The organism is Alteromonas sp. ABH4_452 (genome assembly GCF_056311825.1).
Map to the genome: position 1 here is coordinate 196,191 of NZ_CM149973.1, position 26,776 is coordinate 222,966.

Consider the following 26,776-nt stretch of genomic DNA (forward strand, 5'->3'; position numbering starts at 1 on the left):
CCTTCCTTAAAATACGTCTTTACGACTTTTCTCTACTTCAACTAGCAGTGTACGAGCGCGATCAAGTTTAGCCTGCATAGATTCTACCACTTTACGCACCGCATCTACGCCCGTATCTTTCGAAATGGCTTGTGGAAGCGTTACGTTAAAATCTTTTTCTAGGTCTTCAACCAAGGCTGCGTCTTTCGCAATCAAGTCACCCTCTACACCTTCAAAACGTTGAAGGTAGGTGTCGTGCACTAGGGTTGTTGCCACCTCGTGAAGCTGTTCTGCGTACTTGGCAACAACACGATCAAGACGTGTTTTGATATCGTCGATAACTTCAGGCCCTGTAGTTGGTTCTTTTTCAGTAGTTTGAACTTTGCCTACCAGACCTTTCTTCTGATATTGAGACGCAAGTTTAACTGCGCCTAGCGCCTGCCACAAGGCATGATTTAGCTTCTCTTGCTCTACGCGCACGTCAGAAACTGGCTTACCTTCGTCAATAGCTACCTTTACACCATAAATACCTTGCCAAATAGAAGCATAGATAGGCACGTATTGGGTTTCGATAGCTGAGTGAAAGTCCACTTCTTCCCAGTACTCGATTAACGCGTCTGTTTTAAGCGATTTATCTTTTGCTTCATACGCATCAACAACACTGCCAAACTTACTTTCTAACCAATGTACTTCTTCGGTGTACTCACCAATATGTGCATGTAAATTGTTTACGTGATCACCAATGGCACCGTTTGCAAGCGCGTGTGAAGAAAACATCGAGAAAGTAACGGCCGAAGCCAGTACTAAGGCGCTTATTTTTTTCAGTGTTATTGTCATAATTTTTTCCTAAAACATTTGTCTTTTCGCGCAAATGATACTTATTATCATTAAGCAAGTAAAGGTAACTAAACGAGGCTACACGCTAAGTAACGCAGTGCATGAGCCTTACGCGAGCCTTTAGTTTCTCTACATTTTTAACCCACAATAATGCAGGTTAAATGATTAACCCTCGCTGAACACCTTGATATTCAACGCAATTAGCAAACTGCTAGATCATAGTTGGGTTACATTTTAATGAAAATAGCGACCAAGTATACGCATATATAAATTAATGAATATTCACAAAAAACTAAACGAAAAAAGCCCGCAACAATCGTTGCGGGCTTTGAGTATTTAACGCCTTTTGTAAAATTAAAGGCTATCTAACATGGTTTGGGCATCGCTTATATCGAAACGACCAGGGTCTTCAACGTTTAGCTTTTTAACTTCGCCATCTTCTACAAGCATAGAATAGCGTAGCGAACGCAAGCCACCGAAGTTACCTGTACTCATGTCTAAACCAATTTGCTTGGTAAAGAAACCATTGCCGTCGGCCAGCATGGTAATTTCTTCTGCATTGTTTGCTTTACCCCACGCATCCATAACGAATGCATCGTTCACACTCAGACAAATAATGCTATCAACACCTTTTGCCTTAAGCTTATCAGCAAGCGCAACATAGCCTGGCAAATGAGCTTGTGAGCAAGTAGGTGTAAAAGCGCCGGGTACAGCGAATAGTACAACGCGCTTTTCTGAAAACAATTCGTTTGTTCCTGGGTTAGTTATTTCGCCATTTTCCAAAAGGCTAAAATCTACTTCAGGCAAAGTGCCCCCAACTTGTATCATGCTACTCTCCTAGATTTTTTTGACACAAATACACATCAAATCTGTGTTTTTTGCTTTCAATAGCCATTGATGCTTTTATTCCTGCCAGCACGTTTGCACTGTTTGGGCGTTTAACCACTACCCGGTGCGTAGCTAGCTCTAGTGCTGGCGGTAACAGCGCATCTGCGTCTGGGTCATGACCAAGCAGTTGCTGAAACAGCCGCATTTCCTTTTTCACCAAGGCTGACTTCTTTTTGTGTGGGAACATGGGGTCTAAGTAAATAGCGTTCACATTCTCACCAGAGAAGTATTGCATTACCTCAGCACTATTTCCATGCTGAAGCGACATTTTAGCTGCAAGTTCTGGAAAACTAAGTGCTAATCTGCGAATACCATCTTCAAGCAAGGCAGCAACCACAGGCGATCGTTCTATCATAGTGACCTTGCAGCCAACGCTTACCAACACAAAAGCATCACGTCCTAGCCCAGGCGTTGCATCTACCACGTGCCACGCCTCATTGCCCTTTAGGCCTATAGCTTTAACTATAGGCTCTTTGCGACCACCACCATGCTGTTTCCGGTACAAACTAGCTGGCGAAGCAAAATCTACCTCTACTGGGTTCACTTTTTTCTCGCCAGCGTCAGCAAGACCCAGCACGCCGTTTTGTACCTGCAGATACAGGCCTTCGCTAGGTTTTTCACTGCTGCTAACAACAGGAAAGCCCCATTTTTCGCTAATCGCGTTAATTAGCCCCGCGTCATCGCTATTGGCGTTAGCGCTGTTGCTGTTATCACATACAACCAAAGGCACACTCTTAAGCATGACCGTACTGCTCCTTATGCCCTATCCATCTATTTATGATGGCTTGAGCGTGAGAGGGATATTTGTCCCACAGTGTATAGGCTATTTCCTGTACTTTTGGAATAAGAGCAGCGTCGCGTACTAGATCTGCTATTTTAAGCTCTGCCATTCCGGTTTGTTTGGTGCCCATAAATTCACCTGGGCCACGAATTTCTAAATCGCGCTGGGCAATATAAAACCCGTCGTTAGACTCGCGCAATACGCCAAGGCGCTGAGTAGCGGTTTTCGATAGTGGGCTCTGGTACATAAGTACACACTGACTTTCGACCGCCCCCCGACCAACTCGGCCACGTAACTGGTGAAGCTGCGCTAAACCCAATCGTTCAGGGTTTTCAATGATCATGATGCTGGCATTAGGTACGTCTACGCCTACTTCAATAACCGTAGTTGCTACCAATAAATCCAGCTTTCCGTCTTTAAAATCGGCCATAACCTGCGCTTTTTCTGCAGGCTTTAAACGCCCGTGTACCAAACCAACGTGTAAGTCTGGCAACGCTGTACGCAGGGTAACCGCGGCATCTTCAGCGGCCTGACACTCCAATACTTCCGACTCATCAATAAGCGTACAAACCCAATAGGCTTGGCGGCCATTGTCTTTACAGGCCTGACGTACGCGCTCAATTACATCAGCGCGGCGTGTATCCGGCAGCACCACGGTTTGCACCGGTGTTCTGCCTGGGGGCAGTTCGTCAATAACCGAGGTGTCTAAATCGGCATAGGCTGTCATGGCCAGCGTTCTTGGAATAGGCGTCGCCGTCATAATTAGCTGATGAGGGTAGCGACCTTGCTGTTCACCCTTATCACGAAGGGCCAAGCGCTGATGTACACCAAAGCGGTGCTGCTCATCCACAATAACCAGTGCTAGCTGCTGGTAGTTCACGCTTTCCTGAAAAATAGCGTGCGTACCCACCAGCATTTGAATGTCTCCGGCTTCTAAGCGAGCTAAAACTTCATTGCGGGCTTTACCCTTTAGCTTTCCAGCAAGCCAGCCTACTTCAATACCTAAAGGTTCTAGCCAGCCACGAAAGTTATTCGCGTGTTGTTCAGCCAATAGCTCAGTAGGTGCCATTAACGCTACCTGATGCCCTGCACCAATGGCTGATAGCGCTGCCAGTGCCGCCACTAAGGTTTTGCCCGACCCTACATCCCCTTGTACAAGGCGCATCATAGGCCGAGGGTGCTGCATATCTTTTTGAATGTCTTGTACTACTCTAGCCTGTGCACCCGTTGGTGAAAATGGCAGTTGAGCGAGCATTTTGTCGATAAGCGGCTGATTCACCTTAATAGGAATACCTGGCTGTGCGTCAGATAGCTTGCGCACTTTAAGCACACTTAAATGATGAGACAGAAGTTCTTCTAATATTAAACGATACTGAGCAGGATGAAGCCCTTCTTCCATTTCGTGTACGTCTACATCGGGTGGCGGGCGGTGCACTAAGTGAAGCGCTTCATTTAAGCTAATTTGATCGTCGTAAATACCCTCGGGCAGCAAATCAGCCAGCGCCCCTTTATCCAAAAGCTTCAAAGCTTGGTCAGTCAAATTGCGGAGGGTTAGCTGTTTTACACCGTCCGTGGTCGGGTAAACCGGCGTCAATGATTCTTCTGTGGGCGGTGCGTCTTCATCCACTAGCTTAAATTCGGGGTGCATCATTTCAATGCCCCACTTGCCAGTACGCACTTCGCCGAAACAACGCACCGTGTTGCCCGGTGTCATAATTGACCGCTGTACGGCGCCAAAGTGGAAAAAGCGTAGGGTTATAGTACCTGTGCCATCACTCAGCTTGACCACCAGCATGCGTTTTTTGCCGTACTGAATGTCGGCGCTCATCACCTCGCCCTGCACGCTTACATGGGTAAACGGGCGGCACTCAGCCACGCTGTAAATACGGGTTCTGTCTTCATAGCGATGAGGAAGGTGAAACAGTATATCTTGAAGGGTAAACAAGCCTATTTTATTAAGTTTTTCTGCCACCTTTGCGCCCACGCCTTTAAGCGCAGTTATGGGTGTAGTGGCCAGTGCTTGCATCAAGCGACATCCTTCTTTTGAAACATAAGTGACTTAACCTTAAAAAGGCACAAGCTGGTATTATTCAACATGTTATAGGAAAAGAAGTGTAAAGGATTGTTGAGGGGTTGGCGAGTACGCTTTAGGCCAGTTTTTTACGCTGGCCTATGCAAAAGTGATAGTAAAAGCAAAACTAGTTCGTTAGTTCTCAGTCGGCTTCTAGCGCGTTAGCCTCTGCTTTAGTAATTTGCATTTCTCGCCACCAGCTATCGTCAGCATCCACTTCACCGATAGCGTTAATCGCAGGCAATGGCAAGCCTTTGCGTTGGCATAGTTTATACAAACGCGGGTAACCATTTTGAAAGGCCAATGCTTGGCACTCTTCTTCGGGTAACTGCTGAGAGTTATACATGCCCGCTATGGTACGTTGGCGCTGTGCTTCATAAAGAACCAAAGCTGCAGCTACAGATACGTTCAACGACTGCACCATGCCCATCATGGGAATAACGATGTCTTGATCGGCAATGGCTTTCGCCTCATCAGAGGCACCATACTTTTCCTGACCAAACAAAATTGCGGTAGGTTTGGTGTAATCGACATCGCGAAAATCTACCGCGGTATCAGATAAATGAGTGACCAGCACCTGCATACCCTGGCCTTTTAGCTCAGCCATCGCGTCATTGATATTATCGTGGTTGGTTTGGCGCACCCACTGCTGACTGCCCATAGCCGTACCGCGACGAAACTGATATTTCTTTTCCCACACGGTGTGAACGCGATGAATGCCAACGGCATCACAGGTTCTCACTACAGCAGATACGTTATGCGGCTTGTGTACATTTTCAAGGCAAACCGTAAGATCAGTTTGCCTTCTTTCCAGCACTTGTCTTATGCGCTGGTAACGCTCAGGTGACATGGCTTACTCCGGCAGTTCCATTACACCATCAATTTCAATTTGTGCACCTTTAGGCAGTGCCGACACCTGAACGGCAGCACGCGCAGGATAAGGCTTAGTGAAATAACGGCTCATGATTTCATTAACCGTTGCAAAATGACCTAAGTCGATAAGGAAGATGTTCACTTTCACTAAATCGTTTGTAGTGCCGCCAGCAGCGTCACACACCGCTTTAATGTTTTCAAAAACTTGTACCGCTTGAGCTTCAAAGTCGTCAGAAACCATTTCCATGGTTTCGGCAACCAAAGGAATTTGGCCTGAAAGATAAACGGTAGTGCCTGCTTTAACTGCTTGGCTGTAAGTACCAATAGCAGCAGGTGCCTTATCGGTCTGAATAATAGACTTAGACATAGTAGTTCCTAAATAGTGTAGTAATTAGTGTCGTGATTGACTATGACGAGACACTTTCTGAACTTCTGGCATGGTGCGTATTTTCTTCATCACGCGGGCCAAGTGCACACGGTTGTGTGTAGTAAGTTCTAGGTCGATAAAGTAGATATTACTCTCTTTTTCTTCAGTTTGCAGGCCAATGATGTTGGAATCGCACCCTGAAATAGTGTTCGTTAAAGTTGCCAGTGTGCCCTGGTGGTTAAATAACTCAATGCGTAGCGACGCTTTGAATTCACCCTGCGGATTGTCGTCCCATTGCATGGGCAGCACGCGCTGAGGCTCTTCACGGGTAAGCTTGCGAATATTGTTACAGCCAGTTTGGTGAATGGTCATACCGCGACCTGGGCTTAATACCGCTACAATCTCATCATCAGGTATAGGGTGACAACAGCGAGAGTAGTGAACAAGCAGGCCTTCTGTACCACGAATAGCCACATTGCCTTTCTTGTCAGACAGATCAGTCGTGCTCTCGCCTAACAAACGGCGAGCCACGATAGCGCTTAGTTCGTTACCTAAGCCGATATCTACCAATAGGTCGTCAAAATTAGCGTGCTTGGTTTCTGCCACCACACGTTCAATGTCTTCATTAGGAATATCATCTAACTTCACTGCACCTAATGCATGACGAAGTAGACGGTTACCCATGTTCACGGCTTCTTGAGAGTGCTGTTTACGAAGGTACTGACGAATGCGGGTACGCGCGCGGGCGCTCACTACAAAGTTCAGCCAATTCGCATTAGGCTTCGCTTTTGGCGAGGTAATAATTTCTACGGTTTGGCCGTTTTCAAGAGGCTTACTTAAGCTGAAGTTTCTACGCTCTACGCGCACGCCCACGCAGGTATTGCCCACATCAGAGTGCACGGCATAGGCAAAATCGACAGCGGTTGCGCCCATTGGCAATTCGATAATTCGCCCATCTGGCGTAAACACGTAAATTTCATCAGGGAACAGGTCAGTCTTAACCGATTCGATGAATTCAAACGATGAACTGGCTGACTGCTGAAGTTCAAGTAAGCTTTGCATCCACTTGCGAGCGCGAAGCTGAGCGGTGGTGCCATTATCACCTGGCTCTTTGTAAAGCCAGTGGGCCGCTACCCCTTTATCCGCCATTTGGTCCATTTCCTGGGTACGAATTTGAATTTCAACAGGAATACCATGAGGACCAATTAATGACGTGTGCAACGACTGATAACCGTTGGTGCGCGGAATAGCAATATAGTCTTTAAAGCGGTTTTCAATTGGCTTGTATAAACCGTGCATAGCACCAAGCGCGCGATAGCAGTTATCTACTGATTTAACCACGATACGAAACGCATAAATATCCATTACCTCGTTGAACATCAGTTCTTTGTTTTTCATTTTTCGGTAAATGGAATACAGGTGCTTCTCGCGGCCTAATACATCAGACTCAATCTCGTAGGCATCAAGGCGCGTCTTAAGCTCTTCGCGAATGTTTTCAATGATTTCTTTTCGGTTGCCTCGGGCCTGACGAACAGCAGATTTTAATGCGCGATGGCGCATGGGGTACATGGCCTGAAAACCTAAGTCTTCAAGCTCATTTTTAATATCGTGAATACCCAAACGGTGGGCAATAGGCGCATATATTTCTAGCGTTTCGCGTGCGATACGACGGCGCTTATCTGGGCGAAGCGAGCCCAGCGTGCGCATATTGTGGGTACGGTCGGCAAGCTTGATAAGAATAACCCTGATGTCTTGCACCATGGCCATCATCATTTTACGGAAGTTTTCCGCCTGCGCTTCTTGTTTCGTGCTAAAGGCAAGTTTATCAAGCTTACTAACGCCTTCTACCAATTCTGCAACTGTATCACCAAACGCTTCAGCTAAATCTTCTTTGCTGTAATGGGTATCTTCAATAACGTCGTGAAGAAGTGCCGCCATGATCGTTTCGTGATCAAGGTGCATGTCGGCCAGTATGCCGGCAACAGCTACAGGGTGAGTAATATAGGGGTCGCCACTTGAGCGCATTTGTCCATCGTGCGCTTCTTGGGCTAGCACAAAAGATTCCTGAACCTGCTGTACGCGTTCAGCTGGCAAATACTCTAAAACTTTCTGCTTTAAACCTTCAAACAAATACACAGTGGAGCGTGACCCTTATCTAACGTTACAACCCTAAGAATACGTTTAAATGCGCAATAAGCCAATACACCAAAAGCAAAGCGCCAGTGCTTTTTTCAAAGCACTGGCGCCAAAATACCGATAAAACCGTTAAAAAGAGGTCTTACTGATCAGATAGGATGTTTGCTACTGATGCAAATTCAGCATGTTCTTGCTGTTCTTGAGCTTGAAGTTCTGCTTGTTCAAGCGTTGCAGCAGTTACAAAACCTTCTTCAATTTCACGAAGTGCTGTAACAGTTGGCTTGTCGTTTTGAACGTCAACCATAGGATCTTTGCCTTCAGTGGCAATTTGACGTGCACGGCGTGCAGCAACAAGCACTAGGTCAAAGCGGTTACCAATTTTATCTACGGCATCTTCTACAGTTACGCGAGCCATGTATTTCTCCGAAAATTAGGTTGAGCAAGTTATTCAAAAAACGGCCGCGTAGTATACACAGATACGTAGCGCGATCCTAGCATTTTGTTTGAATTTGAAGCAGTCAGATCGCGCAGATAGGGCAGCGATCGCCTGATGTTAAAATAAAACACCCATAACAGGGTTAAGCTTACGCGCTACCGAGCAGTTCGTCCAATAGCACTTGATGACGCATCTGCTGTTTTACTGTTCGTAAACGCTGTGCTGTCACAATGGCTTCTAAGTCGCTCAATGCCGTCGCAAAGTCATCGTTGATGATCACGCTATCGAACTCACTAAAGTGAGACATCTCTGCTACTGCTTGTGCCATGCGCCCTGCAATCACTTCTTCACTGTCTTGGCCGCGGTTGTTTAAGCGCTGCTCTAATACATCGAGTGACGGAGGAAGAATGAAAATACCACATGTGTCTGGCATAAGCTTTTTGACTTGGCGAGCGCCCTGCCAGTCAATATCCAAAAATACATCAATACCGCGATGTAGCGTCTGCTCGATAGTCACTCGGGATGTGCCATAATAATTGCCAAACACTTCTGCGTACTCAAAAAATACGCCTTGTTCGATAAGTGCTTCAAACTGCTCTCGGCTTACAAAATGATAATGTACTCCGTCTACTTCACCCGGACGCGGTTGACGTGTGGTATGAGACACAGACACCTGCATAGGCGTGGCTGCATTGCCTTCATACTTTTCCATTAGTGCCTTGATAAGGCTTGATTTTCCTGCTCCTGAAGGGGCAGCAAGAATGAATAAATTACCGAGTAGTGAAGCCATAGGATATTAAAATTCTATCAAAATGTGGTGATTTCAAGTGGCAATGATAGCATATGAAGCCATTGCGCCGTAACTGCGATTATCTGGTTTATCCATTGATGGTACATACTCTTTAGTCGCAGACCGGTGTTAGTAAAATAAATAACAATAATAATTTTCCAAGAGTTATGGGGTCAGAGTCGTGACTCTGACCCCACCATTCTTGGGAAGACAGAGATTGCCCGTGAGAAAGGATAACCATTGGTGATAAAGCAACAACAAAACTAGGAAATAAAGAATGACTCAGCAACTTCTGCCGTGCGTAGAGATAAACCCATCCACTACGCCTGATGCCTGCGTTATCTGGCTACATGGTTTAGGCGATTCCGGCCACGGGTTTGCGCCTATCGTGCCTGAACTTAAACTTCCCGAATCTATGGCGGTCAAATTTCTCTTTCCCCATGCACCTGAGCGCCCCGTCACCATTAACGGTGGAATGCGTATGCGAGCATGGTACGACATCAAATCATTAGATTTTGAAAGTCGTGCCGATTTAGAAGGCGTGAAAGAGTCTGCTGCGCATGTAGAAGCACTTATTGAAGCGCAAATTGAAAGCGGCATTCCTAGTGAACGCATAGTGCTTGCTGGATTTTCTCAAGGCGGTGTTATTGCGCTTCACTTAGCGCCTAGGTATGCCCGTAAGTTTGCTGGCGTTATCGCGCTATCAACCTACATGTGTGAGCCATCGCTACTTGCAAGTGAGGCAACAGACACCAACCGTGAAACGCCTATTATGATGGCCCACGGTGACCAGGACGAAGTGGTACCGGTATTTATGGGCAACGCGGCATTTAAAACGATAAATGAGAGCGGTTTTAACGCTACTTGGCAGACGTATACAATGCAGCATAATGTCTGCATGCAAGAACTAAACGATATCAGCGCTTGGCTTCAGAAGGTTTTAAACTAACTTTTACGATGCCTTACCCAGTGTGATAACGAGCAACAATAAAGCCAATTATCACACTGTGTCGAGCAGCTTTTCGGCGATTACCATTAGATTTACTCGTCTCCGCTATACTTGGCATTAAGACAAGAAGCAGAAACTCTCAAACATAGCGCTATTCGGCGACGCGGTTTCTGCCCCCATTTTTGGCTTTGTACAGGTTGTCGTCGGCTTGTTTTAGGCTAGCGTGCAGTTTGTCGTCGGTAAGCGCGGTTGCCACGCCAAAGCTGGCGGTAATCTCGTGATTAATATCCCCTTCCACAAATGGACTTTCTTCAACAACCTGTCTCATTTTTTCCGCAAGTTTTACGCCTTGGCTCAACGGGGCCAAGGGAAAGAGTACTAAAAACTCTTCTCCGCCGGTACGCGCAACAATGTCAGATGCTCTAACAGCACCTTTGATAATGCTAGTGAAGTGGATTAGCACCTCATCACCAATATCATGCCCATAGGTGTCGTTAATCTTCTTGAAGTGGTCAATATCAACAACCACTGCGGTTAGGGGAAAATAGGCGCCAGGGTCTTTCATGGCCCGTTCAAAAAAGACCGCTTCCAGAAAGCGTCTATTTGGGAGTTTGGTTAGCGGGTCTGTGTTCGCCTGTTTCATCCGCTCTAAGTTTTCACGCAGCATTTCTTTTCGGCTTTTATGCCAAAAATTTTCGCCAATAAAGGCAACGCAAATGAAACAGAATGTGGCAATTAAAAATCGTGAAACATGCTCAGCAGGATATTTTGCAACAATAACGTCTTGGTTATAGAGCATGTAAATAGACAGCCCTATGGTGACAGCAACATAGAGCATAGCGGGCTTAAATCGCACTACTATTATCTGAATAAAAAGCAATGGAAAGATGAAGTACAGTCCAGTGTTATTCAGCCCGCCTGTATAAACCAACGCATTGATAGTGAATACAACGATGAGCCCCGCGACGTAATAAAATACGTCACTTTTGGGGAAAATATGTGAAAGCGCAACGTTAAGGTAAATAACGGTGGCAGATGTAGCTAATACACTAACCAACAATGGGTTATTGGTACCAAAATTAAGCCACGCCATAAATGCGATTATGGTGCCACCAACATAGGAAATAAAATACAACGTCAGTTTGCGTCTTTTTACTTCAGCTTCGTCTTGCTGTGCGTTTCTTAGTAATTGTCCAATTGGCGTGTTGTCCATCTAACAACTCTACTCCCCGTATTTATAAGCAGACACTTTGTCCAACTACAGCATAGACGTATATTTGCACAAAAACCAAATAGAAAACTGCACCTAATTTCAAACATTAACCTAGAAAATGCGTATACTACGAAGTATCTCGTATAGCGTTGTGTTACAGCGTTTAAGTTTCTTTTTTTACAGAGTTTGGAATAGCCATGAGTCACCTCAACACTACCCGCACCGTTCGAATTGCTACTAGAAAAAGCGCGCTAGCGCTTTGGCAAGCAGAGTATGTGAAGGCAAAATTAATGGAGCATTATCCATCAATGACCGTTGAGCTTGTGCCTATGAGTACCCAGGGCGATAAAATTTTAGACACGCCATTGGCGAAAATCGGTGGTAAAGGATTGTTCATCAAAGAACTTGAAATAGCTATGCTGGAAGGCCGTGCTGATATCGCGGTTCACTCAATGAAAGACGTTCCAGTAGAGTTTCCTGACGGTTTTGGTTTGCATGCTATTTGTGAACGCGAAAATCCGTTTGACGCTTTTGTTTCTAACAATCACGATAGCCTAGATGCGTTACCACATGGCGCAGTAGTGGGCACATCTAGTCTTCGTAGACAGTGCCAAATTCGCAAATATCGTCCGGATCTCGTCATTAAAGACCTGCGCGGTAACGTCAACACCCGCCTAGCCAAGCTCGACGCTGGTGAGTACGACGCTATTATCTTGGCTTCCGCTGGTCTTATTCGCCTTGAAATGGAATCTCGTATTCGCATGGCATTACCTGCCGACATTTCGCTGCCGGCTGTAGGCCAAGGCGCTGTAGGAATTGAATGCCGTAATGACGACGAAGAGCTAATTAACTTGCTACAAGCGTTAAATCATAACGATACCAACACCCGTGTTACCGCAGAGCGCGCCATGAATGAGAGATTGGAAGGCGGCTGCCAAGTACCTATTGGTAGTTTTGCTACCCTAGACGGCGACGTACTAACCTTAACGGGTATGGTTGGGAAACCAGATGGCTCTGAGCTGCTGTTTGCATCGGCTACCGCGTCATGCGAAAAAGCCGCAGACATAGGTATTGAAGTGGCGGAAGCGCTTTTAGAGCAAGGTGCTGGGGAAATTCTTAAAGCACTTTATAACTAAGTTATATTTAGTAGAAGCGCGCATTTCTGCGCACATAGGAATGCGCAGCAGACTTAAAAGGATGAGAGTTAAATAAAATGCTTCTGTTCACGCGCCCACTGCCAAAATTAAAAGCGAGTGCTTCGGCTTTCGAACAAGCGGGCATTAATGCGGTCGGGATCGCCACTTCTGACATTATTAACATCTCTTCTGAACAAAAAGCCGCGGCAGAGTATTTAGCCCTAAATACAGTAAACGCAATTATTGTTACCAGCGTATACGCTGTGAATAGTGTTATTTCGGGGCTGCGTGACACAGCCCCCCCACTCCCTTTGATTATTGCCGTTGGCGATGCCACTGCGCGCAAACTGCAGGCTGGCCTTGAAACGTTTTCTTCGGCGAATGTTGTTACTCCAAAGGTCCATACATCCGAAGGTATACTGGCAATGCATCAGCTTAATGAGGCAAACTGTAAGCATGTCGTTATTATTAAAGGTGAAGGTGGACGAGAAGCCATAGCAAAAGGATTAGACGAAAAAGGTATTTTAGTAAATAGCTTTTGCGTTTATAAAAGGGAGCAACTTACACGCCCAGTTTACACAAAACGTTGGAAAATGGGCGAAGTTAGCGGCATTATCGCTACAAGCGAAGCAATGGCACTGCAACTGATAGAACAATTTGGGAACGCTTTGTTAGCCTTTAAATGGCTAACAGTGAGTGACCGAGTCGCCCAAACCCTTAACAGCAAAGGCGTTAAAGAGGTAGCGGTTTGTCAGCGAGCCACCGATCAGGCACTCATCGCCTGGGTAAAGGATAACTGGGAGTATTGAATGGCCAACAATAATGAAAATAGCCCACAAAAAGAGGAACTCGTAAAAGTGGAAGCTGAAAAAGAAGTAATTGAGTCTTCTGCCACGCAGAGTGAATCGACTGAATCTGGCACTAAGAAAAAGAAATCATCAGGCAATGGCCTGCTATGGTTCGTTGTAATCATTTTGTTCTTAGCCGTAATAGGCATGGCTGGCGCAGGCTACTGGTATTACATGCAGCAGCAGTCTGCTAGCGCAGATTCTACCAACGCACAGCAAAGCAACACGGCAAAGTTAAACAATATCGAACGCGAGCGTAGCGACATTTTAGCGACGCTAGAAGACGTGTCGCGAACGAATAAAGCCTTACAAGATACGGTAGATGAACTTAAGTCTGAGAACGAGAAACTTAGCTTACAGGCCGAGTCTACCCTTCAACAGCTTAATAATATGGAAGGTCGCCGCCCTGCCGACTGGCTAATTGCAGAAGCTGACTATTTAGTTCGTATGGCGGGCAGAAAGCTTTGGCTGGAAAACGATGTTCGAACAGCAATTTTGTTGTTGGTTAATGCAGATAAGCGTTTAAAGTCTTTGGCCGACCCGTCGGTGCTACCCGTTCGCGCTAGCCTAGCTGAAGATATTCAAACGCTGCAGCAACTAAACCCGGTGTCGCAAAGCTCAGTAGCACTTGCCCTTACTGGCATGATTGCGCAAATCGATAAGCTGCCATTGGATACTTTCGAAAAACCTGAAGATGCTAACGCAGAAGACACCACCTTGTCTGAGTCGGCTGACGACTGGCAGGACAACCTTGCAAAGGTGTGGCGTTCGTTGGTAAATGATTTTCTTACCGTTAAAACTATTGAAGGCCCGGTTGAGCCAGTACTTTCATTAGAAGCGCAGTTCTTGGCAAAAGAGCAGCTTCGTCTGCAGCTTATGCACGCACAAACCGCCGCACTTCAAGGCGATGCTGGCCTTTACAGCCAATCACTTCAATATGCACAAACGCTGCTTACAGAAAAATACGATACTGAAAAAAGCCAAGTAACCGGCTTTGTGGATGCACTTCAAAACCTAATGGCTACCGATGTATCGCGTCCAATTCCAACAGAGCTGGCATCACAGAAACCGCTAGAGCGTTTATTGGATAGCCGTGTTAAGCAGGTGTTCGGACAAGGAGCAAGCGCACTATGAAATGGTTAGCTATTGCCCTTGCGGTATTAGCCGCATTCGTTGTTGCGCTTATTGTTGGACCAATGATACTTGGTGACAAAGGTTATGTGCTTATTTCTCTTGGCAGCACAGCCATTGAGATGACCGTGATCAGCTTTTGTATTTTGGTCATTGGCGCCGTTATAGCCTGGTACGTGTTATCCCGTTTTGTTTTGTGGGCGTTAAGCTTAATTACAGGCTCACATAAATGGTTCGGCACCTTAGGTGAACGTAAGCGCAAGCGCGCGTTTTACGATGGCTTGCACGCCATGGCCGCAGGTGATTTTGATTCGGCACAAAAAGCGTTAGGCAAAACCACCAATGGTGATTTTGAAGGCGTAAACTATTTAGCCTCAGCGCAAATTGCCTTTGCCAACGACGACCTAGCCAAAGCTCGTTACTTTCTGGTTCAAGCCACCGACTTTCCGAAAGCGAAAGTAGCTGCAACGGTAATGCATGCACGCATTGATGTAGCTGAAGAAAAGTTTGAGGCTGCACTCGAAAAGCTTAACGAACTAGACGAGCAAGATCGTGACAACAAGCAGGTTGTGCAGTTAAAAGCGCAAATTCTTGCCAAGCTAGGTAAGTGGCAGGTGCTTCAAGAGAATTTATCGGGCTGGCGTAAAGCCTTGCCTAAAGCTGACTACACCGCGTGGAGCCAGCGTATTGCTAAAGGTAAGTTTGCAGAAATTGCCAGTAAGCAAGGTGCCGTTGAGCTTAAATCGTATTGGGACACACTGCCTCGTAAATTACGTCACGACGACGCTTATCGCGCCGCTTACATTCAACAGCTTCTTGACCAAGGTATGCATGCCGACGCTCAAAATTTGTTAGTTGAATGGCAAAAACGTGGCCCGAATGGCGCCCTATTCCCGCTGTTCACGCATCTTAATATTCCTGATGCATCTCCATCATTACGTTTACTTGAAAGCTGGATAAAGCAAGACGAAGAAAACGTTGAGCTTTATTCCACGCTAGGTCAAGTGGCATTCAACTCGGGCGATGACGTGTTAGCTGAAAAAGCCTTGCTTAAAGCCACAAAAATGCATTCGCGCAAAGAGGACTTATTGCTGCTATCTGCCATTAGTGAACGCAAGCATGACACAGCCACTGCACTTCAGCTTTACAAGGAAGGACAGCAACTAGCTAGCTAAATGAATATTCGTTTAGCTTTCTGGTAGTACTTGTATTTCAACTAAAGTTGAAGATATAGTAAAAAGGAATTCTCAATTCGGGTTGTTTCAACCACAACCCTAATTGACTTAAACAACTTGTCGGAGTGCTTCACTGGTAACCCAGTAAGCTGAGACCGCGAAAGCGGGATCCGTAGAACCTGATCAGGCTAGTACCTGCGAAGGGAACAAGAAAATACAATGTGTGCAATGTAAAACTGTGGTTTGGCGTTGTGAAGCGAAATTATTTTGCTGTTGATGTACAGGCACACCCATTACGGTGTTTCTAGCTACTCAAGGTAAACTGCTAAAGTTTATCACCAAGTGAATATCAACGGTGTAAAGGGCTGAAATCACCAGTACCTTCACCAACAATCTCGCTAAAGTAACGGGCTTATCCCCTTCTACACTTACACACTGTATTCTCCTTCACTCCTGACAAGCATTTTTAGAACCTAAGTTTACAAGGTAAAATGCTATGTCGAACAGACGCGAACAACGCCAACAAGCTCAGCAATTCATAAATGAACTAGCGGGCGAAGCTTACCCTAATTCAACGCGCCACTACGAGTGTGGCAGCCGCGACGATATTCGCGTGGCCATGCGCCTTATTCACCAGCACGACAGCTTAGTCGGTGGCACCGAAGAAAACCCCACTTTAGAGCCAAACCCGCCAATTCCGGTTTACGACACCTCTGGCCCTTATGGCGACCCGCAAGAAAACATAGATGTACACAAAGGTTTAGCACCGCTTCGACAAAAGTGGATTGAAGAACGCAGTGATACGTTCGAGCTAGAAGGCGTATCATCAAGCTTTGCAAAAGAACGTGAAAACGACATTTTTACTGAAGATTTCCGCTTTATTCGCAGCCGCAAACCTCTAAAAGCAAAAGCAGGAAAAAACGTCACTCAGCTTCACTACGCAAGACAGGGCATTATTACCCCTGAAATGGAATACATTGCCATTCGTGAAAACATGGGCCGTCAAGCTATTAAAGATGCGGAGCTAACGCAGCAGCACAAAGGCGAGCACTTTGGCGCGAATTTGCCCGATACCATCACGCCTGAATTTGTTCGCCAGGAAGTTGCCGCTGGTCGTGCCATCATTCCCTGTAACATCAATCATCCCGAATTAGAGCCAATGATTATTGGCCGTAACTTTTTGGTGAAAATTAACGCCAACATTGGGAATTCGGCAGTAACTTCATCTATTGAGGAAGAGGTAGAAAAGCTGGTGTGGTCAACGCGCTGGGGCGCCGATACCATCATGGACTTATCTACCGGCAGAAATATTCACGAAACCCGCGAGTGGCTGCTGCGAAATAGCCCGGTACCTCTTGGCACCGTACCTATTTACCAAGCGCTGGAAAAAGTGAATGGCGTAGCCGAAGACTTAACCTGGGAGATGTTTAAAGACACCCTAATTGAGCAGGCCGAGCAAGGGGTAGACTACTTCACTATTCACGCTGGCGTATTGCTAGAGTACGTGCACCTTACCGCAAAGCGGGTTACTGGAATTGTATCTCGCGGCGGTTCAATCATGGCGAAGTGGTGCTTAAGCCACCACCAGCAAAGCTTTTTGTACGAACACTTTCACGATATTTGCGAAATTTGCGCGAAATACGATGTCGCGCTATCGCTAGGTGACGGTTTGCGCCCCGGCAGCGTGGCCGATGCCAACGACGATGCGCAGTTCTCTGAGTTACGTACCCTCGGTGAGCTGACTAAAATTGCATGGGAATACGATGTGCAGGTAATGATTGAAGGCCCAGGGCATGTACCAATGCACATGATTAAAGAGAATATGGAAGAGCAGCTTAAGCACTGTCACGAAGCGCCGTTTTATACTCTTGGCCCGCTTACCACAGACATTGCACCTGGCTACGATCACTTCACCTCAGGTATTGGCGCTGCCATGATTGGTTGGTACGGCTGCGCGATGCTTTGCTACGTAACGCCTAAAGAGCATTTGGGTTTACCTAACAAAGAAGACGTTAAGCAAGGGCTTATTACCTACAAAATAGCGGCCCATGCTGCCGATTTAGCCAAAGGACACCCCGGCGCACAAATTCGTGACAATGCTATGTCGAAAGCGCGCTTTGAATTCAGATGGGAAGACCAGTTTAACTTAGCACTTGACCCTCACACTGCCCGTGCCTATCACGATGAAACCTTGCCGCAGGCTTCTGGCAAAGTTGCGCATTTCTGCTCTATGTGCGGCCCAAAATTCTGCAGCATGAAAATTTCTCAGGAAGTACGTGATGTCGCTAAACAAGCAGAAGCCCAAGAGTTCGAGAAAGAAAAAGGCATGAAAGACATGGCTGATGCGTTTAATCAATCGGGCGCTCAGCTTTATCACACTGCAGATAGCAAGGTAGAGTTGCCATGACAAACAGCCACCTAACCACACCCATACTAGAGCCACCTAGCGCAAGGCTGCCGGTGGTATGGTGTATAGGCGGCGTTGATTCAAGCGGTGGCGCGGGTATAACCCGCGACGCCATCACGCTTGCCGATTTAAGCGTTCATGCCTGTGTGCTCACCACACAACTTACTATGCAATCAAACCAGCATCTGCTTAGTACAGAAAGCATGAGTGCATCTGCGTTAAACCAGCAGTGGCAAGTGCTTTACGAAGATACGCCGCCACGCGCTATTAAAATTGGCGCTATCGCAAACGATGAGCAAGCACTTTTACTTTGCGCACGTATTCAGTCGTTAATAAAGCCTCGCCCGTTTGTGATATGGGACCCTGTGCAGGCTTCTTCATCTGGCGGTATGTTAAGCGACTTAAGCGAAAGCGTTGTTGACGAGTTGCTGAACACGGTTGATTTGCTTACCCCAAATATCGACGAGCTCGCTTGGCTGTCTAATTTGCCGGTAAACGACGATACCAGCCTAGCGTCAGCAATAAACCGGCTTATTGGAAAAGGGGCAAAGAGTGTTTACGTTAAAGGCGGCCACGCCGAGTGGCAAACTCAGGTATATGACACCTTTGTTTGTGCCTCGCACACCCTTAACTTTAGTCAGCCGATAATCAATAACGGTAAACTTCGGGGTACTGGCTGCATGTTAGCAAGTGCCATTGCAGCTTTTATTGTTAACGACTATTGCATTGAAGATGCGCTCACCCTAGCTAATGCTTATGTGTGTGAAGTAAGGCGAAAGACCCTTTGCGAGTCTGATACGGACAGCACTAAGGCGCATAATAATGGGGCTAATTTGCCCACGTACTTCCCGCGAACTAACGGTTTCCCCGCCCACGCCGTAAGTTTTCCAAAGGTAAATTTTCACCAAGGTAGCGCTGTTTTTTACAACAAAGATTTGTGCCTAGAGAATTTTTCGAACAGCGACCTCCCCTCAGAAAGTGTGCTAGGTAATGTAGCCCGTTTCCCTACACTCACTCATACGAACCTAGGCATATACCCCGTAGTAGACAGCGTTCAGTGGATAGCTCGGCTATGGCCAACGGGCGTAAAAATAATTCAACTGAGGGTAAAGGAAGGGTCAGAACAAGACATTCGCCAACAGATAAAAGATGCCATTGAGTTAGTGGAACACACCTACTGTCAGTTATTTATTAACGACTATTGGGAGCTAGCTATAGAGCTTGGGGCTTACGGTGTGCATTTGGGCCAAGAAGATCTTGATACTGCAGATTTAAACGCTATTCGAAGCGCCGGGCTAAGGCTGGGCATTTCAACTCATGGGTTCGCTGAGATTCAGCGGGTTCGCGCTTTAAACCCGTCTTACATTGCCCTTGGTCATATATTTCCAACCAATACCAAAGACATGCCCTCTAAACCCCAAGGTGTAGAGCGCTTGGCAAAATATGTGAAGCTGTGTGAAGGCATACCCACCGTCGCCATTGGCGGTATTAACTTATCGCGTATAAGTGACGTGGCTAAAACCGGCGTTGACGGTATTGCCGTGGTTAGTGCTATTACACATGCGGAGCATCCGCTTAAAGCCTATCAAGCATTGACTCAGGAGGCAGGTTTTGCTTAGTCAATCACCACCTCATGCCGCTAATGGTTCACTTAATAGCGCTAATGGCCCAATCAATAAAGCTAATGGCTTAAGCCCCCAACTTACGCACCAAGATATACAGCGTTACAGCAGGCAGCTCTTACTCGACTGTATCGACCACGACGGCCAGCTTAATTTAGCAAACGCACACGCCGTTGTTATTGGGCTGGGCGGACTAGGAAGCTTAACCGCCCGCTATCTAGCTGGCGCTGGTGTTGGCAATATCACATTGATAGATGGAGACACTGTCGATATCAGTAACTTGCAGCGCCAGGTTAGCTACAACGAAATGCACCTAGGCGAACTTAAAGCCAAATCTCTATATAACGAGCTTCGAAAAGTTAATTCTCACTTAAACATACAGTTTAAAAGCAAGTTTGTTGATAGTAATAACTTACCAACTTTAATTTCATCAGCCACCTGTGTGCTGGATTGCACCGACAATATTAGGGTAAGACGCCAGATTAATGCTGCGACCTACTGCGCCTCTATTCCGCTTTTTATCGCAGCCGCCAGCGGCCTTACCTGGCAAGCACTGAACTTGCCACAAAACTCTACTTCCTGTGGTTGTTACGAGTGCCTTGTGGACAAGGTTTCCGTACGTGAAGACTGCGTAAGTAAAGGCGTACTTGGCCCTGTTGTTGGTATGGCTGCTTGTCATCAGGCAACCCAGGCTTTGTTGTTTTTAGCAAAAGGATTCGATTCTGACATCAAGTGGGGCCACTACCTAACTGGGAATGCAGGCCTTGGTTCGCTTCAAAGCTTTGCGTTACCCCCCTCTTCTACTTGCGAGGTGTGCAATGACGCAAATTAAAGTGAACGTAAACAATCAACCTATGAACGTGATCTCGCCCATCTCACTTAGCGAGTTAATCGCCCTGAAACAACTGAATGACGACGGTACCGCCATTGCTAGAAATGCCGCCATAGTGAGTAAAAAAGAATGGTCGATCACTTACCTTAAAGACAACGACACCGTTGATATCTTCACCCTAGTTGCAGGAGGCTAGTATGCTAACGCTTGCAAACCACACCTTTTCATCACGTCTTTTAACCGGTACAGGAAAGTTCAGCAACGCCGCCACTATGAAAGACGCGGTGGCCGCTGCACAGAGTAACATTGTTACCCTGGCAATGAAGCGCATGTCGACTAATAGCAAGCAGGACGAAACGCTAACGGCCCTTCGAGAGTTAGGAGTTACCCTGCTGCCTAACACATCGGGGGCTAAAAATGCCCAAGAAGCGATATTTGCCGCAGAGCTTTCTTATGAAGCGCTAGGTAGCCCATGGATAAAGTTGGAAATTCACCCCGACCAGCGCTACCTGCTGCCCGACCCAATCGAAACTCTTCAGGCCGCCGAAGCTTTGGTAAAAAAAGGGTTTAACGTACTGCCTTACTGCGGGGCAGATCCCGTTTTGTGTAAACGCCTAGAAGAAGTAGGCTGCGCTGCTGTTATGCCGTTAGGCGCCCCCATTGGTAGCAACCAAGGCTTACAAACTAAGCCTTTCTTACAAATTATTGTTGAACAAGCCTCTATTCCGGTCATTGTAGATGCAGGTATTGGCAAGCCCAGTGAAGCCATGGCGGCTATGGAAATGGGCGTAGACGCGGTGTTGGTGAATACGGCTATTGCCACTGCCCAAAACCCTGTTGCCATGGCAGAGGCCTTTGCAAGCGCTGTAGAAACAGGGCGAAAAGCGTTTGAAGCAGGACTAGGGACTACAAGCAATTTTGCACAGGCCTCTAGCCCACTAACTGCCTTTTTGGAGCCAGCGGTATGAAGGTAGCACAGGCGCTAATGCAGCAAGACTTATCTCATCTAGCTATGTCAATTAACAGTAAAACCGCGAGTGACGTAGAGCGCGCATTAGGTAAAGAATCACTCTCACTCGATGACTTTATGGCGCTGATCTCACCTGCCGGCTCACATTATCTGGAAGCTATGGCAAGTCGCGCGCAGGCACTCACCCGCCACCGGTTTGGCAATACCATGCAGCTATTCGTGCCTTTGTATCTGTCGAACCTGTGTGCCAATGAATGTACCTATTGCGGCTTTACCATGAGCAACAAGATAAAGCGTAAAACCCTATCTATAAGTGAAGTGCTTACCGAGATTGAAGCTATTAAAGATATGGGCTTTTCTCAGGTGTTGCTGGTAACTGGCGAACACGAAACCAAAGTAGGCATGAAGTATTTTGAGCAAACCCTTAGCGCCATTCGCGACAAGGTAAGCTACCTTATGATGGAGGTGCAGCCGCTAAAAAGGGAGCAATACGAAACACTGAAACACCAAGGGTTAGATGCTGTTTTGGTATATCAAGAAACCTATTCGCCCCTGCAATACGCCAGCTATCATACCCGAGGTAAGAAACAGGACTTTTTATGGAGACTGGAAGCCAGCGACCGTATTGGGAAAGCGGGGATCGATAAAATAGGAATAGGTGCGTTACTTGGTTTAGGTGACTGGAGAGTTGATAGTGCCATGACCGCCCTTCACGGCAAATTAATACAGCAGCACTATTGGCAAAGTCGTGTATCTATTGCTTTTCCGCGCCTTAGAAGCTGTGAAGGTAATAGCAGTGGCGGAAACGCTCTTACCAATAACAAACTACCTAACGAAAGAGATCTGCTGCAGCTAATTTGCGCCCACCGCTTGTTCAACCCGCAAGCGGAATTATCCCTATCTACCCGCGAGTCGGCTGTGTTTAGAGACGGCGTAATGCCGCTTGGGATAACATCAATGAGTGCTGCATCTCAAACTCAACCGGGTGGCTATAGCGAGCCTTCACGGGCTTTAAATCAGTTTGATATTGATGACAGCCGCTCGGTGCCAGAAGTGGTAAATGCAATTGCTAGGAAAGGCCTAGAGCCTGTTTGGAAGGATTGGATGCCATTTGAAGCACGAGCATAAATGTTTCCGTTGAGGCGGCAGTTAAACACTGCTTTATCAAGCATTAAAAGATTAGTTTTTTTAAGGCAAAACAAATAAAAAATTTGTTTTGCTTTCATGTAAAACCCTCCGTAGAATCCGCCCAAATTTTAGCCAGACGCTATTTTTAAGCGTCTGGCTTTTTCGTCTTATTTATCCCATATTACATTTATCAGAAGTTAAGGAATTGGCGTTGGATACTTTTGAATTTATTCAAATTCGAAAATTTATTGTGAAGCTTGGAAAAATGCTTCACAAATACGGTACGCCTGCATTTCGGCTAGAGGCCTACCTTGGCGACGTGGCTGAGTATTTAGGCGTACATGCCTCTTTTATCTCTACTCCAACCTCGCTTACTTTTGTTATCTGGAGCGACCGTCACGAAGACGAATACAACCACTCGGCGCGATTACAGCCAGGCGATTTAGATATGAACGCGCTGTCGCTAACCGACGAATTAGCCAGCGAGCTACTATCGGGAAACCTTTCGCTAGCTGAAGCCGATAAGCGCCTAAATGAAATAGATGCGATGGGCAGCCCCTACGGTAAATTATCTACCGGTACGGCATTTGCCATGGCCACCGGTGCATTCGCTATGCTAATGGGTGCAAGCTGGAGCGAAATAGGTTGGTCTGCTGCGCTGGGAATTGTGGCCTATTTGTGGACGTTATGGGCAGAGCGCTCGAAGCGCGTAAACCTAATGCTAGAGCCTGTTACCGCATTTGTAGGCGGTATTTTAACCTGTGCCATAAGCCAGTATGTGAGCCCAGGAATTAACATTCCCTTGGTTGTGCTTTCATCAGTGATTGTATTTGTACCTGGGCTTGCGCTGACAATGGGCTTAGCCGAACTATCTTCCCGTAACATGGTGTCGGGTACCGCCCGTACAATGGACGCCATTATGCAGCTATTTAAACTGTATTTCGGTGCGTTTTTGGGTGTTTCGGTAGGGTTCAGTGTATTTGGTGAAAACGTGTATACCCCTGCAGAATCGCTGCCTTACTGGGCAACCTGGCTTGCTGTGTTTTTACTTTGTATTGCGCTAGTTGCCATATTTAGAACCCGTATTAAGCACATACCTTGGGCACTGGCAGCTGCGTTTATTGCTTATAGCGCTACCGCGTGGAGCTCTGATTACATGAGCCCTGGGCTTGGTGCATTCGTAGGCGCATTTGCGCTAGGCATTTTTGCTAATGCGTTCACCCGCATTGCCGATCAGCCTGCCACCATTGTTGCAATGCACGGGCTTATTGTTCTGGTACCGGGTTCTAAAACCTATATTGGCTTGAACTCGTTTATGACCGGCCAAGACTTTGTAAAGGCCGACCATTTGGGCCAAGAAGTGTTTCTGATCTTTATGTCGCTAGTGGCTGGGCTTATCTTTGCTAACGTGGTTATGCCCACCAAAAAGGCGCTATAACGTTAATGCAGTAACCTGAGGGTTTCGCGTTAGAGCGCGACTGGTATTAGGCTGCGCCCACTTGCAAGCGCAGCCTAACAAGTGGGCGAGACGTGCTATTTAAGCAACTTGATTAACGCTCGCCCTAAACGGGCGTTAAGCGCGCCTGCGGCAATGGCTTCAGCCGAGTTTTCCATAAACTTGGCCGACAAGCTGCCGCCAATTTGATTGGCTACTTCGTCGGTGGCTAGGTCGAATACGCCCTGCGCGGCAATGTTTTGCGCCAGTACTTTTAATAACTTCCAGTTTCCCGCAGTGCTTGGCCTTAACCCGTACACTCGGGCCATACGGCGAATAGTGCGAAAGCTAATCCAAACCACGGCAAAGGTTTGGATAAGGTTATTCGGGCTGATAAATGCCAGGCTTCCGGCGGTCACCGACTCTTTATTTAACACCTTATGCGCTTTTTCTTGGATGGGTTTTAGCACCGTATCTTCGTAAAGACCAAGGCGTTCTAGCCCCGTCATATCGTCTTGACGCTGCTGCTTGTAACGGTCGAAGCAATGGGCCGCGTAAGACCCTCTAGAAAAGCGTTTGCCGTGCTGACTTAACACGCGGTCTATTTGTTGCGGCGATGTTTCACTTCCTTTATTAGCCAGTAGTTCCCGGATAACACCAGCATCTTCCATCGCTGTATTTACTTGCTTATAGCCACGCCACTCTTTAAAACTTAAAAAGCTGAAGCAGCTAACAAACCCCACTAGCAGCGCACCCAAAACACCTGTACCTATGGGGTGCTCAGAAAGGTTCGCAGCAAGGGTGGTATAGGCTTCAAAAACAAAAAAGCCAATTAGCGACACAACACCAAACCCTAGGGTTGCGGCACCTAACGAAAAACCGTCTTTCTTAGCTTCAACTTCCCACACATCTTCACCAACCTGCTGCGGAAGCTTGGTTTCAGGCTGCGCAATATCTAAGGTTTGTGTTTTAACCTTGGTTTTATACTGCGGTTTGTTTACCGCACTACTATTTTGTTCGCCCTGAGAGGCAGTTTGAAATTGCCTATCTGCATTACCTTGCTGGTCACTATTCTCGCCATAAAGCGCGTCGCTTCTAGAAATGGGCGAACTGGGCGAATTACTAATATCGGACGAGCTAGACGGCTCTGGGCTTTCATCAAATGTATAAGGTTTATCGCTCATTCTTGTTCTCCTTTGCCCAGTAAAAACTGAAGCAATCTGTCTACGCCCTTACCTGCTAAAATACGCGCTTTAAAATCGCTGGGCACACTCACATTAGGTACTGGGAAATGACTGCCCTCTTCCATATCTTTTAGTGTGCTGGGTATGGGTTCAAACGTAGATTCTACATAGCGGCCTTCGCTGTCTTTATAGCGAATAGCGTCATCATTGCTGCCGTCGTCGGTGACTTGCATGCTAGACACTAAGAAATGTTCAAACTGAATAGGTTTACCGTCGAACCGAGCTCGTGCCCCTTCAGTAATTTGGGTGAGCAAATTAAGTAAGTTACCGCGCTGACTTACCGGCACTAAATCAGACTTCGTGGCCACAAACGCCACCTTGCCTATTTGTTCTTTTTTCAGCACATTGCGCGAAAACCAATTACTTTGCCCGTACACGAAAGTATCGGCCAAATGGCTTAGGGTTTCCTTTAGCTGATACAAATGCTGTCTGCTATGGTTAAGCCCTTCAAACAAATCTACCAAAATAATTTGCTTATCGGTTTCTTTGAAAATGGACTGTTTTAACGGCGTTAGCCACGCACTTTGAAACTTCGAAAAGTGCTTATCAAAGATTTTAAACCAAGGGTGCGACACATCGCTGGTAATGCTAGAAGGCAGAGGCGTAAAGCCAAAGGCCTGCCAATCAAAGTCGCTCGACTCTAATAAAAAACTACCCGGCTGCAGCAAAGATATACCGTTCGCTTTAGCTTCAACCAAATAATCTCGGTAGGCATTAACTAACAGCTGAATGCGCTGTTCTGTGGGCTCTTGTTCAAAGTCGAACTGATTAACAAACGCTTTCCACTGACTGGCAAAATATTGTTGCGGCCCGCTGCTAAGCTGCGCCCACGCAGAGTCTGACCAGTGAGCATAGGTTTTACTTAACATAGGAATGTCAGTAACCCACTCGCCTGGGTAGTCGATAAACTCAAACACCACTTCGCTATGGGGCAGAACATGGCGCTTGAATGATGTTGTTTCTTTTAAACGTACCACTAGCTTAAAACCGAATGCTTCTTCAGTCGCTTTAGGCCACTGACCGTGTTCAAGATCAGCAATATTCTGCAAATGCGGGAATGGTTTATAGCCTTCAATGGGCTCAATGCGCATATCGAGCACGTGGGAAGGCGGTAAATATCGCAACAAAGGCAAACATGCATAACCCTCTTCACTACGGCTTTTCAGCATGGTGATAAGGCTGGTAAATAACATGGACTTACCGCTTCGACTCAGCCCAGTAATAGTGAATCGGTGCGTTTCTTTGTTAAACGCACTACTTAGTTTGTCGCCGGTTAGCGACGCTAATTCCCGAGTTTTGTCAAAAAGCGTAGCGATATTTTTCTGCATTATTGTTTTATATTCTGCCTTTGCAGCTCCTATACCTTTGAGCCTATCTCAACAAACATAACGTGCCGAGAGGGGCTGCACTTACTTTAATATAAAGTTCGCGATATAAGAGTAATGAGGTTTTGTACGTTTAAAAGCAAGGGCAGTGCCATTTAAACACGCCACTTAGCAGGCAAAGCCAGGTTACCCTTAGCCTGCAA

The 26,776-nt window shown here is 46.6% G+C and carries 24 protein-coding genes and 1 riboswitch; of the genes, 12 read left to right on the forward strand and 12 right to left on the reverse strand.

All coding sequences use genetic code 11. From position 1 onward, the window contains the following. Positions 1-6: 6 nt before the first annotated feature. From ACYX4N_RS00820 to gmk, 9 genes are all read right to left on the reverse strand, one after another. A complete protein-coding gene (locus ACYX4N_RS00820) occupies positions 7-816 on the reverse strand; it encodes a hypothetical protein (RefSeq protein WP_476055293.1) in 810 nt (269 codons plus the stop codon). A 354-nt stretch (positions 817-1,170) separates the two neighbouring features. Continuing rightward, complete coding sequence (locus ACYX4N_RS00825) at positions 1,171-1,644, reverse strand: redoxin family protein (protein ID WP_476055294.1); 474 nt, start codon at positions 1,642-1,644, stop codon at positions 1,171-1,173. A 1-nt stretch (position 1,645) separates the two neighbouring features. Further along, positions 1,646-2,446, reverse strand: coding sequence for a class I SAM-dependent methyltransferase (locus ACYX4N_RS00830; protein WP_476055295.1), 801 nt, complete (start codon positions 2,444-2,446; stop codon positions 1,646-1,648). Then, positions 2,439-4,511 (reverse strand): ATP-dependent DNA helicase RecG, encoded by a 2,073-nt coding sequence (gene recG / locus ACYX4N_RS00835; protein ID WP_476056404.1) that lies wholly within the window; start codon positions 4,509-4,511, stop codon positions 2,439-2,441. The genes ACYX4N_RS00830 and recG overlap by 8 nt, the downstream gene beginning before the upstream one ends. Before the next feature lie 187 nt (positions 4,512-4,698). After that, a complete protein-coding gene (trmH, locus tag ACYX4N_RS00840; RefSeq protein ID WP_476055296.1) occupies positions 4,699-5,406 on the reverse strand; it encodes a tRNA (guanosine(18)-2'-O)-methyltransferase TrmH in 708 nt (235 codons plus the stop codon). Between the two features lie 3 nt (positions 5,407-5,409). Continuing rightward, positions 5,410-5,796 (reverse strand): RidA family protein, encoded by a 387-nt coding sequence (locus ACYX4N_RS00845; protein ID WP_014975316.1) that lies wholly within the window; start codon positions 5,794-5,796, stop codon positions 5,410-5,412. A gap of 24 nt (positions 5,797-5,820) precedes the next feature. Further along, complete coding sequence (gene spoT, locus ACYX4N_RS00850; protein WP_474828607.1) at positions 5,821-7,932, reverse strand: bifunctional GTP diphosphokinase/guanosine-3',5'-bis pyrophosphate 3'-pyrophosphohydrolase; 2,112 nt, start codon at positions 7,930-7,932, stop codon at positions 5,821-5,823. A 142-nt stretch (positions 7,933-8,074) separates the two neighbouring features. Next, complete coding sequence (rpoZ, locus tag ACYX4N_RS00855) at positions 8,075-8,347, reverse strand: DNA-directed RNA polymerase subunit omega (protein ID WP_015065914.1); 273 nt, start codon at positions 8,345-8,347, stop codon at positions 8,075-8,077. 169 nt (positions 8,348-8,516) lie between these two features. Next, on the reverse strand, positions 8,517-9,158 hold the full coding sequence (gene gmk, locus ACYX4N_RS00860) for a guanylate kinase (protein ID WP_179981966.1): 642 nt from the start codon (positions 9,156-9,158) through the stop codon (positions 8,517-8,519). 277 nt (positions 9,159-9,435) lie between these two features. Here gmk and ACYX4N_RS00865 point away from each other — a divergent pair, with 277 nt between their 5' ends. Then, positions 9,436-10,107: an alpha/beta hydrolase gene (locus ACYX4N_RS00865; protein ID WP_476055297.1), complete on the forward strand. Its 672-nt coding sequence runs from the start codon at positions 9,436-9,438 to the stop codon at positions 10,105-10,107. A 151-nt stretch (positions 10,108-10,258) separates the two neighbouring features. On the opposite strand, the gene ACYX4N_RS00870 is transcribed toward ACYX4N_RS00865, so the two are convergent. Beyond that, entirely contained in the window at positions 10,259-11,320 is a 1,062-nt protein-coding gene (locus tag ACYX4N_RS00870; protein WP_476055298.1) for a GGDEF domain-containing protein, read from the reverse strand. Between the two features lie 197 nt (positions 11,321-11,517). Between ACYX4N_RS00870 and hemC the strand changes: the two genes are divergently transcribed. The 11 genes from hemC to ACYX4N_RS00925 all read left to right on the forward strand — a co-directional run bounded on the left by hemC (position 11,518) and on the right by ACYX4N_RS00925 (position 24,007). Then, positions 11,518-12,456, forward strand: a complete 939-nt coding sequence (hemC, locus tag ACYX4N_RS00875; RefSeq protein WP_476055299.1) for a hydroxymethylbilane synthase — start codon at positions 11,518-11,520, stop codon at positions 12,454-12,456. Positions 12,457-12,533: 77 nt separating this feature from the next. Then, positions 12,534-13,265, forward strand: coding sequence for a uroporphyrinogen-III synthase (locus ACYX4N_RS00880; protein ID WP_476055300.1), 732 nt, complete (start codon positions 12,534-12,536; stop codon positions 13,263-13,265). Beyond that, positions 13,266-14,438 (forward strand): uroporphyrinogen-III C-methyltransferase, encoded by a 1,173-nt coding sequence (locus ACYX4N_RS00885; protein WP_476055301.1) that lies wholly within the window; start codon positions 13,266-13,268, stop codon positions 14,436-14,438. Beyond that, complete coding sequence (locus ACYX4N_RS00890; RefSeq protein WP_476055302.1) at positions 14,435-15,610, forward strand: heme biosynthesis HemY N-terminal domain-containing protein; 1,176 nt, start codon at positions 14,435-14,437, stop codon at positions 15,608-15,610. Before ACYX4N_RS00885 ends, ACYX4N_RS00890 begins: the two co-directional genes overlap by 4 nt. A gap of 111 nt (positions 15,611-15,721) precedes the next feature. Then, positions 15,722-15,833, forward strand: a riboswitch (TPP riboswitch). A 273-nt stretch (positions 15,834-16,106) separates the two neighbouring features. Next, positions 16,107-18,017, forward strand: coding sequence for a phosphomethylpyrimidine synthase ThiC (gene thiC / locus ACYX4N_RS00895; RefSeq protein ID WP_476055303.1), 1,911 nt, complete (start codon positions 16,107-16,109; stop codon positions 18,015-18,017). Then, on the forward strand, positions 18,014-19,636 hold the full coding sequence (gene thiE, locus ACYX4N_RS00900) for a thiamine phosphate synthase (RefSeq protein WP_476055305.1): 1,623 nt from the start codon (positions 18,014-18,016) through the stop codon (positions 19,634-19,636). Before thiC ends, thiE begins: the two co-directional genes overlap by 4 nt. A gap of 52 nt (positions 19,637-19,688) precedes the next feature. Further along, on the forward strand, positions 19,689-20,471 hold the full coding sequence (locus tag ACYX4N_RS00905; RefSeq protein ID WP_476056405.1) for a HesA/MoeB/ThiF family protein: 783 nt from the start codon (positions 19,689-19,691) through the stop codon (positions 20,469-20,471). Next, complete coding sequence (thiS, locus tag ACYX4N_RS00910; protein ID WP_476055306.1) at positions 20,458-20,667, forward strand: sulfur carrier protein ThiS; 210 nt, start codon at positions 20,458-20,460, stop codon at positions 20,665-20,667. The genes ACYX4N_RS00905 and thiS overlap by 14 nt, the downstream gene beginning before the upstream one ends. Position 20,668: 1 nt before the next feature. Beyond that, positions 20,669-21,439, forward strand: coding sequence for a thiazole synthase (locus tag ACYX4N_RS00915; protein ID WP_476055307.1), 771 nt, complete (start codon positions 20,669-20,671; stop codon positions 21,437-21,439). Further along, positions 21,436-22,569: a 2-iminoacetate synthase ThiH gene (gene thiH / locus ACYX4N_RS00920; protein WP_476055308.1), complete on the forward strand. Its 1,134-nt coding sequence runs from the start codon at positions 21,436-21,438 to the stop codon at positions 22,567-22,569. The genes ACYX4N_RS00915 and thiH overlap by 4 nt, the downstream gene beginning before the upstream one ends. Positions 22,570-22,780: 211 nt before the next feature. Further along, a complete protein-coding gene (locus ACYX4N_RS00925; RefSeq protein WP_476055309.1) occupies positions 22,781-24,007 on the forward strand; it encodes a threonine/serine exporter family protein in 1,227 nt (408 codons plus the stop codon). 95 nt (positions 24,008-24,102) lie between these two features. On the opposite strand, the gene ACYX4N_RS00930 is transcribed toward ACYX4N_RS00925, so the two are convergent. Both ACYX4N_RS00930 and ACYX4N_RS00935 read right to left on the reverse strand, forming a co-directional pair. Next, positions 24,103-25,188: a DUF697 domain-containing protein gene (locus tag ACYX4N_RS00930; RefSeq protein WP_476055310.1), complete on the reverse strand. Its 1,086-nt coding sequence runs from the start codon at positions 25,186-25,188 to the stop codon at positions 24,103-24,105. Further along, positions 25,185-26,576, reverse strand: a complete 1,392-nt coding sequence (locus tag ACYX4N_RS00935) for a YcjX family protein (protein ID WP_476055311.1) — start codon at positions 26,574-26,576, stop codon at positions 25,185-25,187. The genes ACYX4N_RS00930 and ACYX4N_RS00935 overlap by 4 nt, the downstream gene beginning before the upstream one ends. Positions 26,577-26,776: the final 200 nt, after the last annotated feature.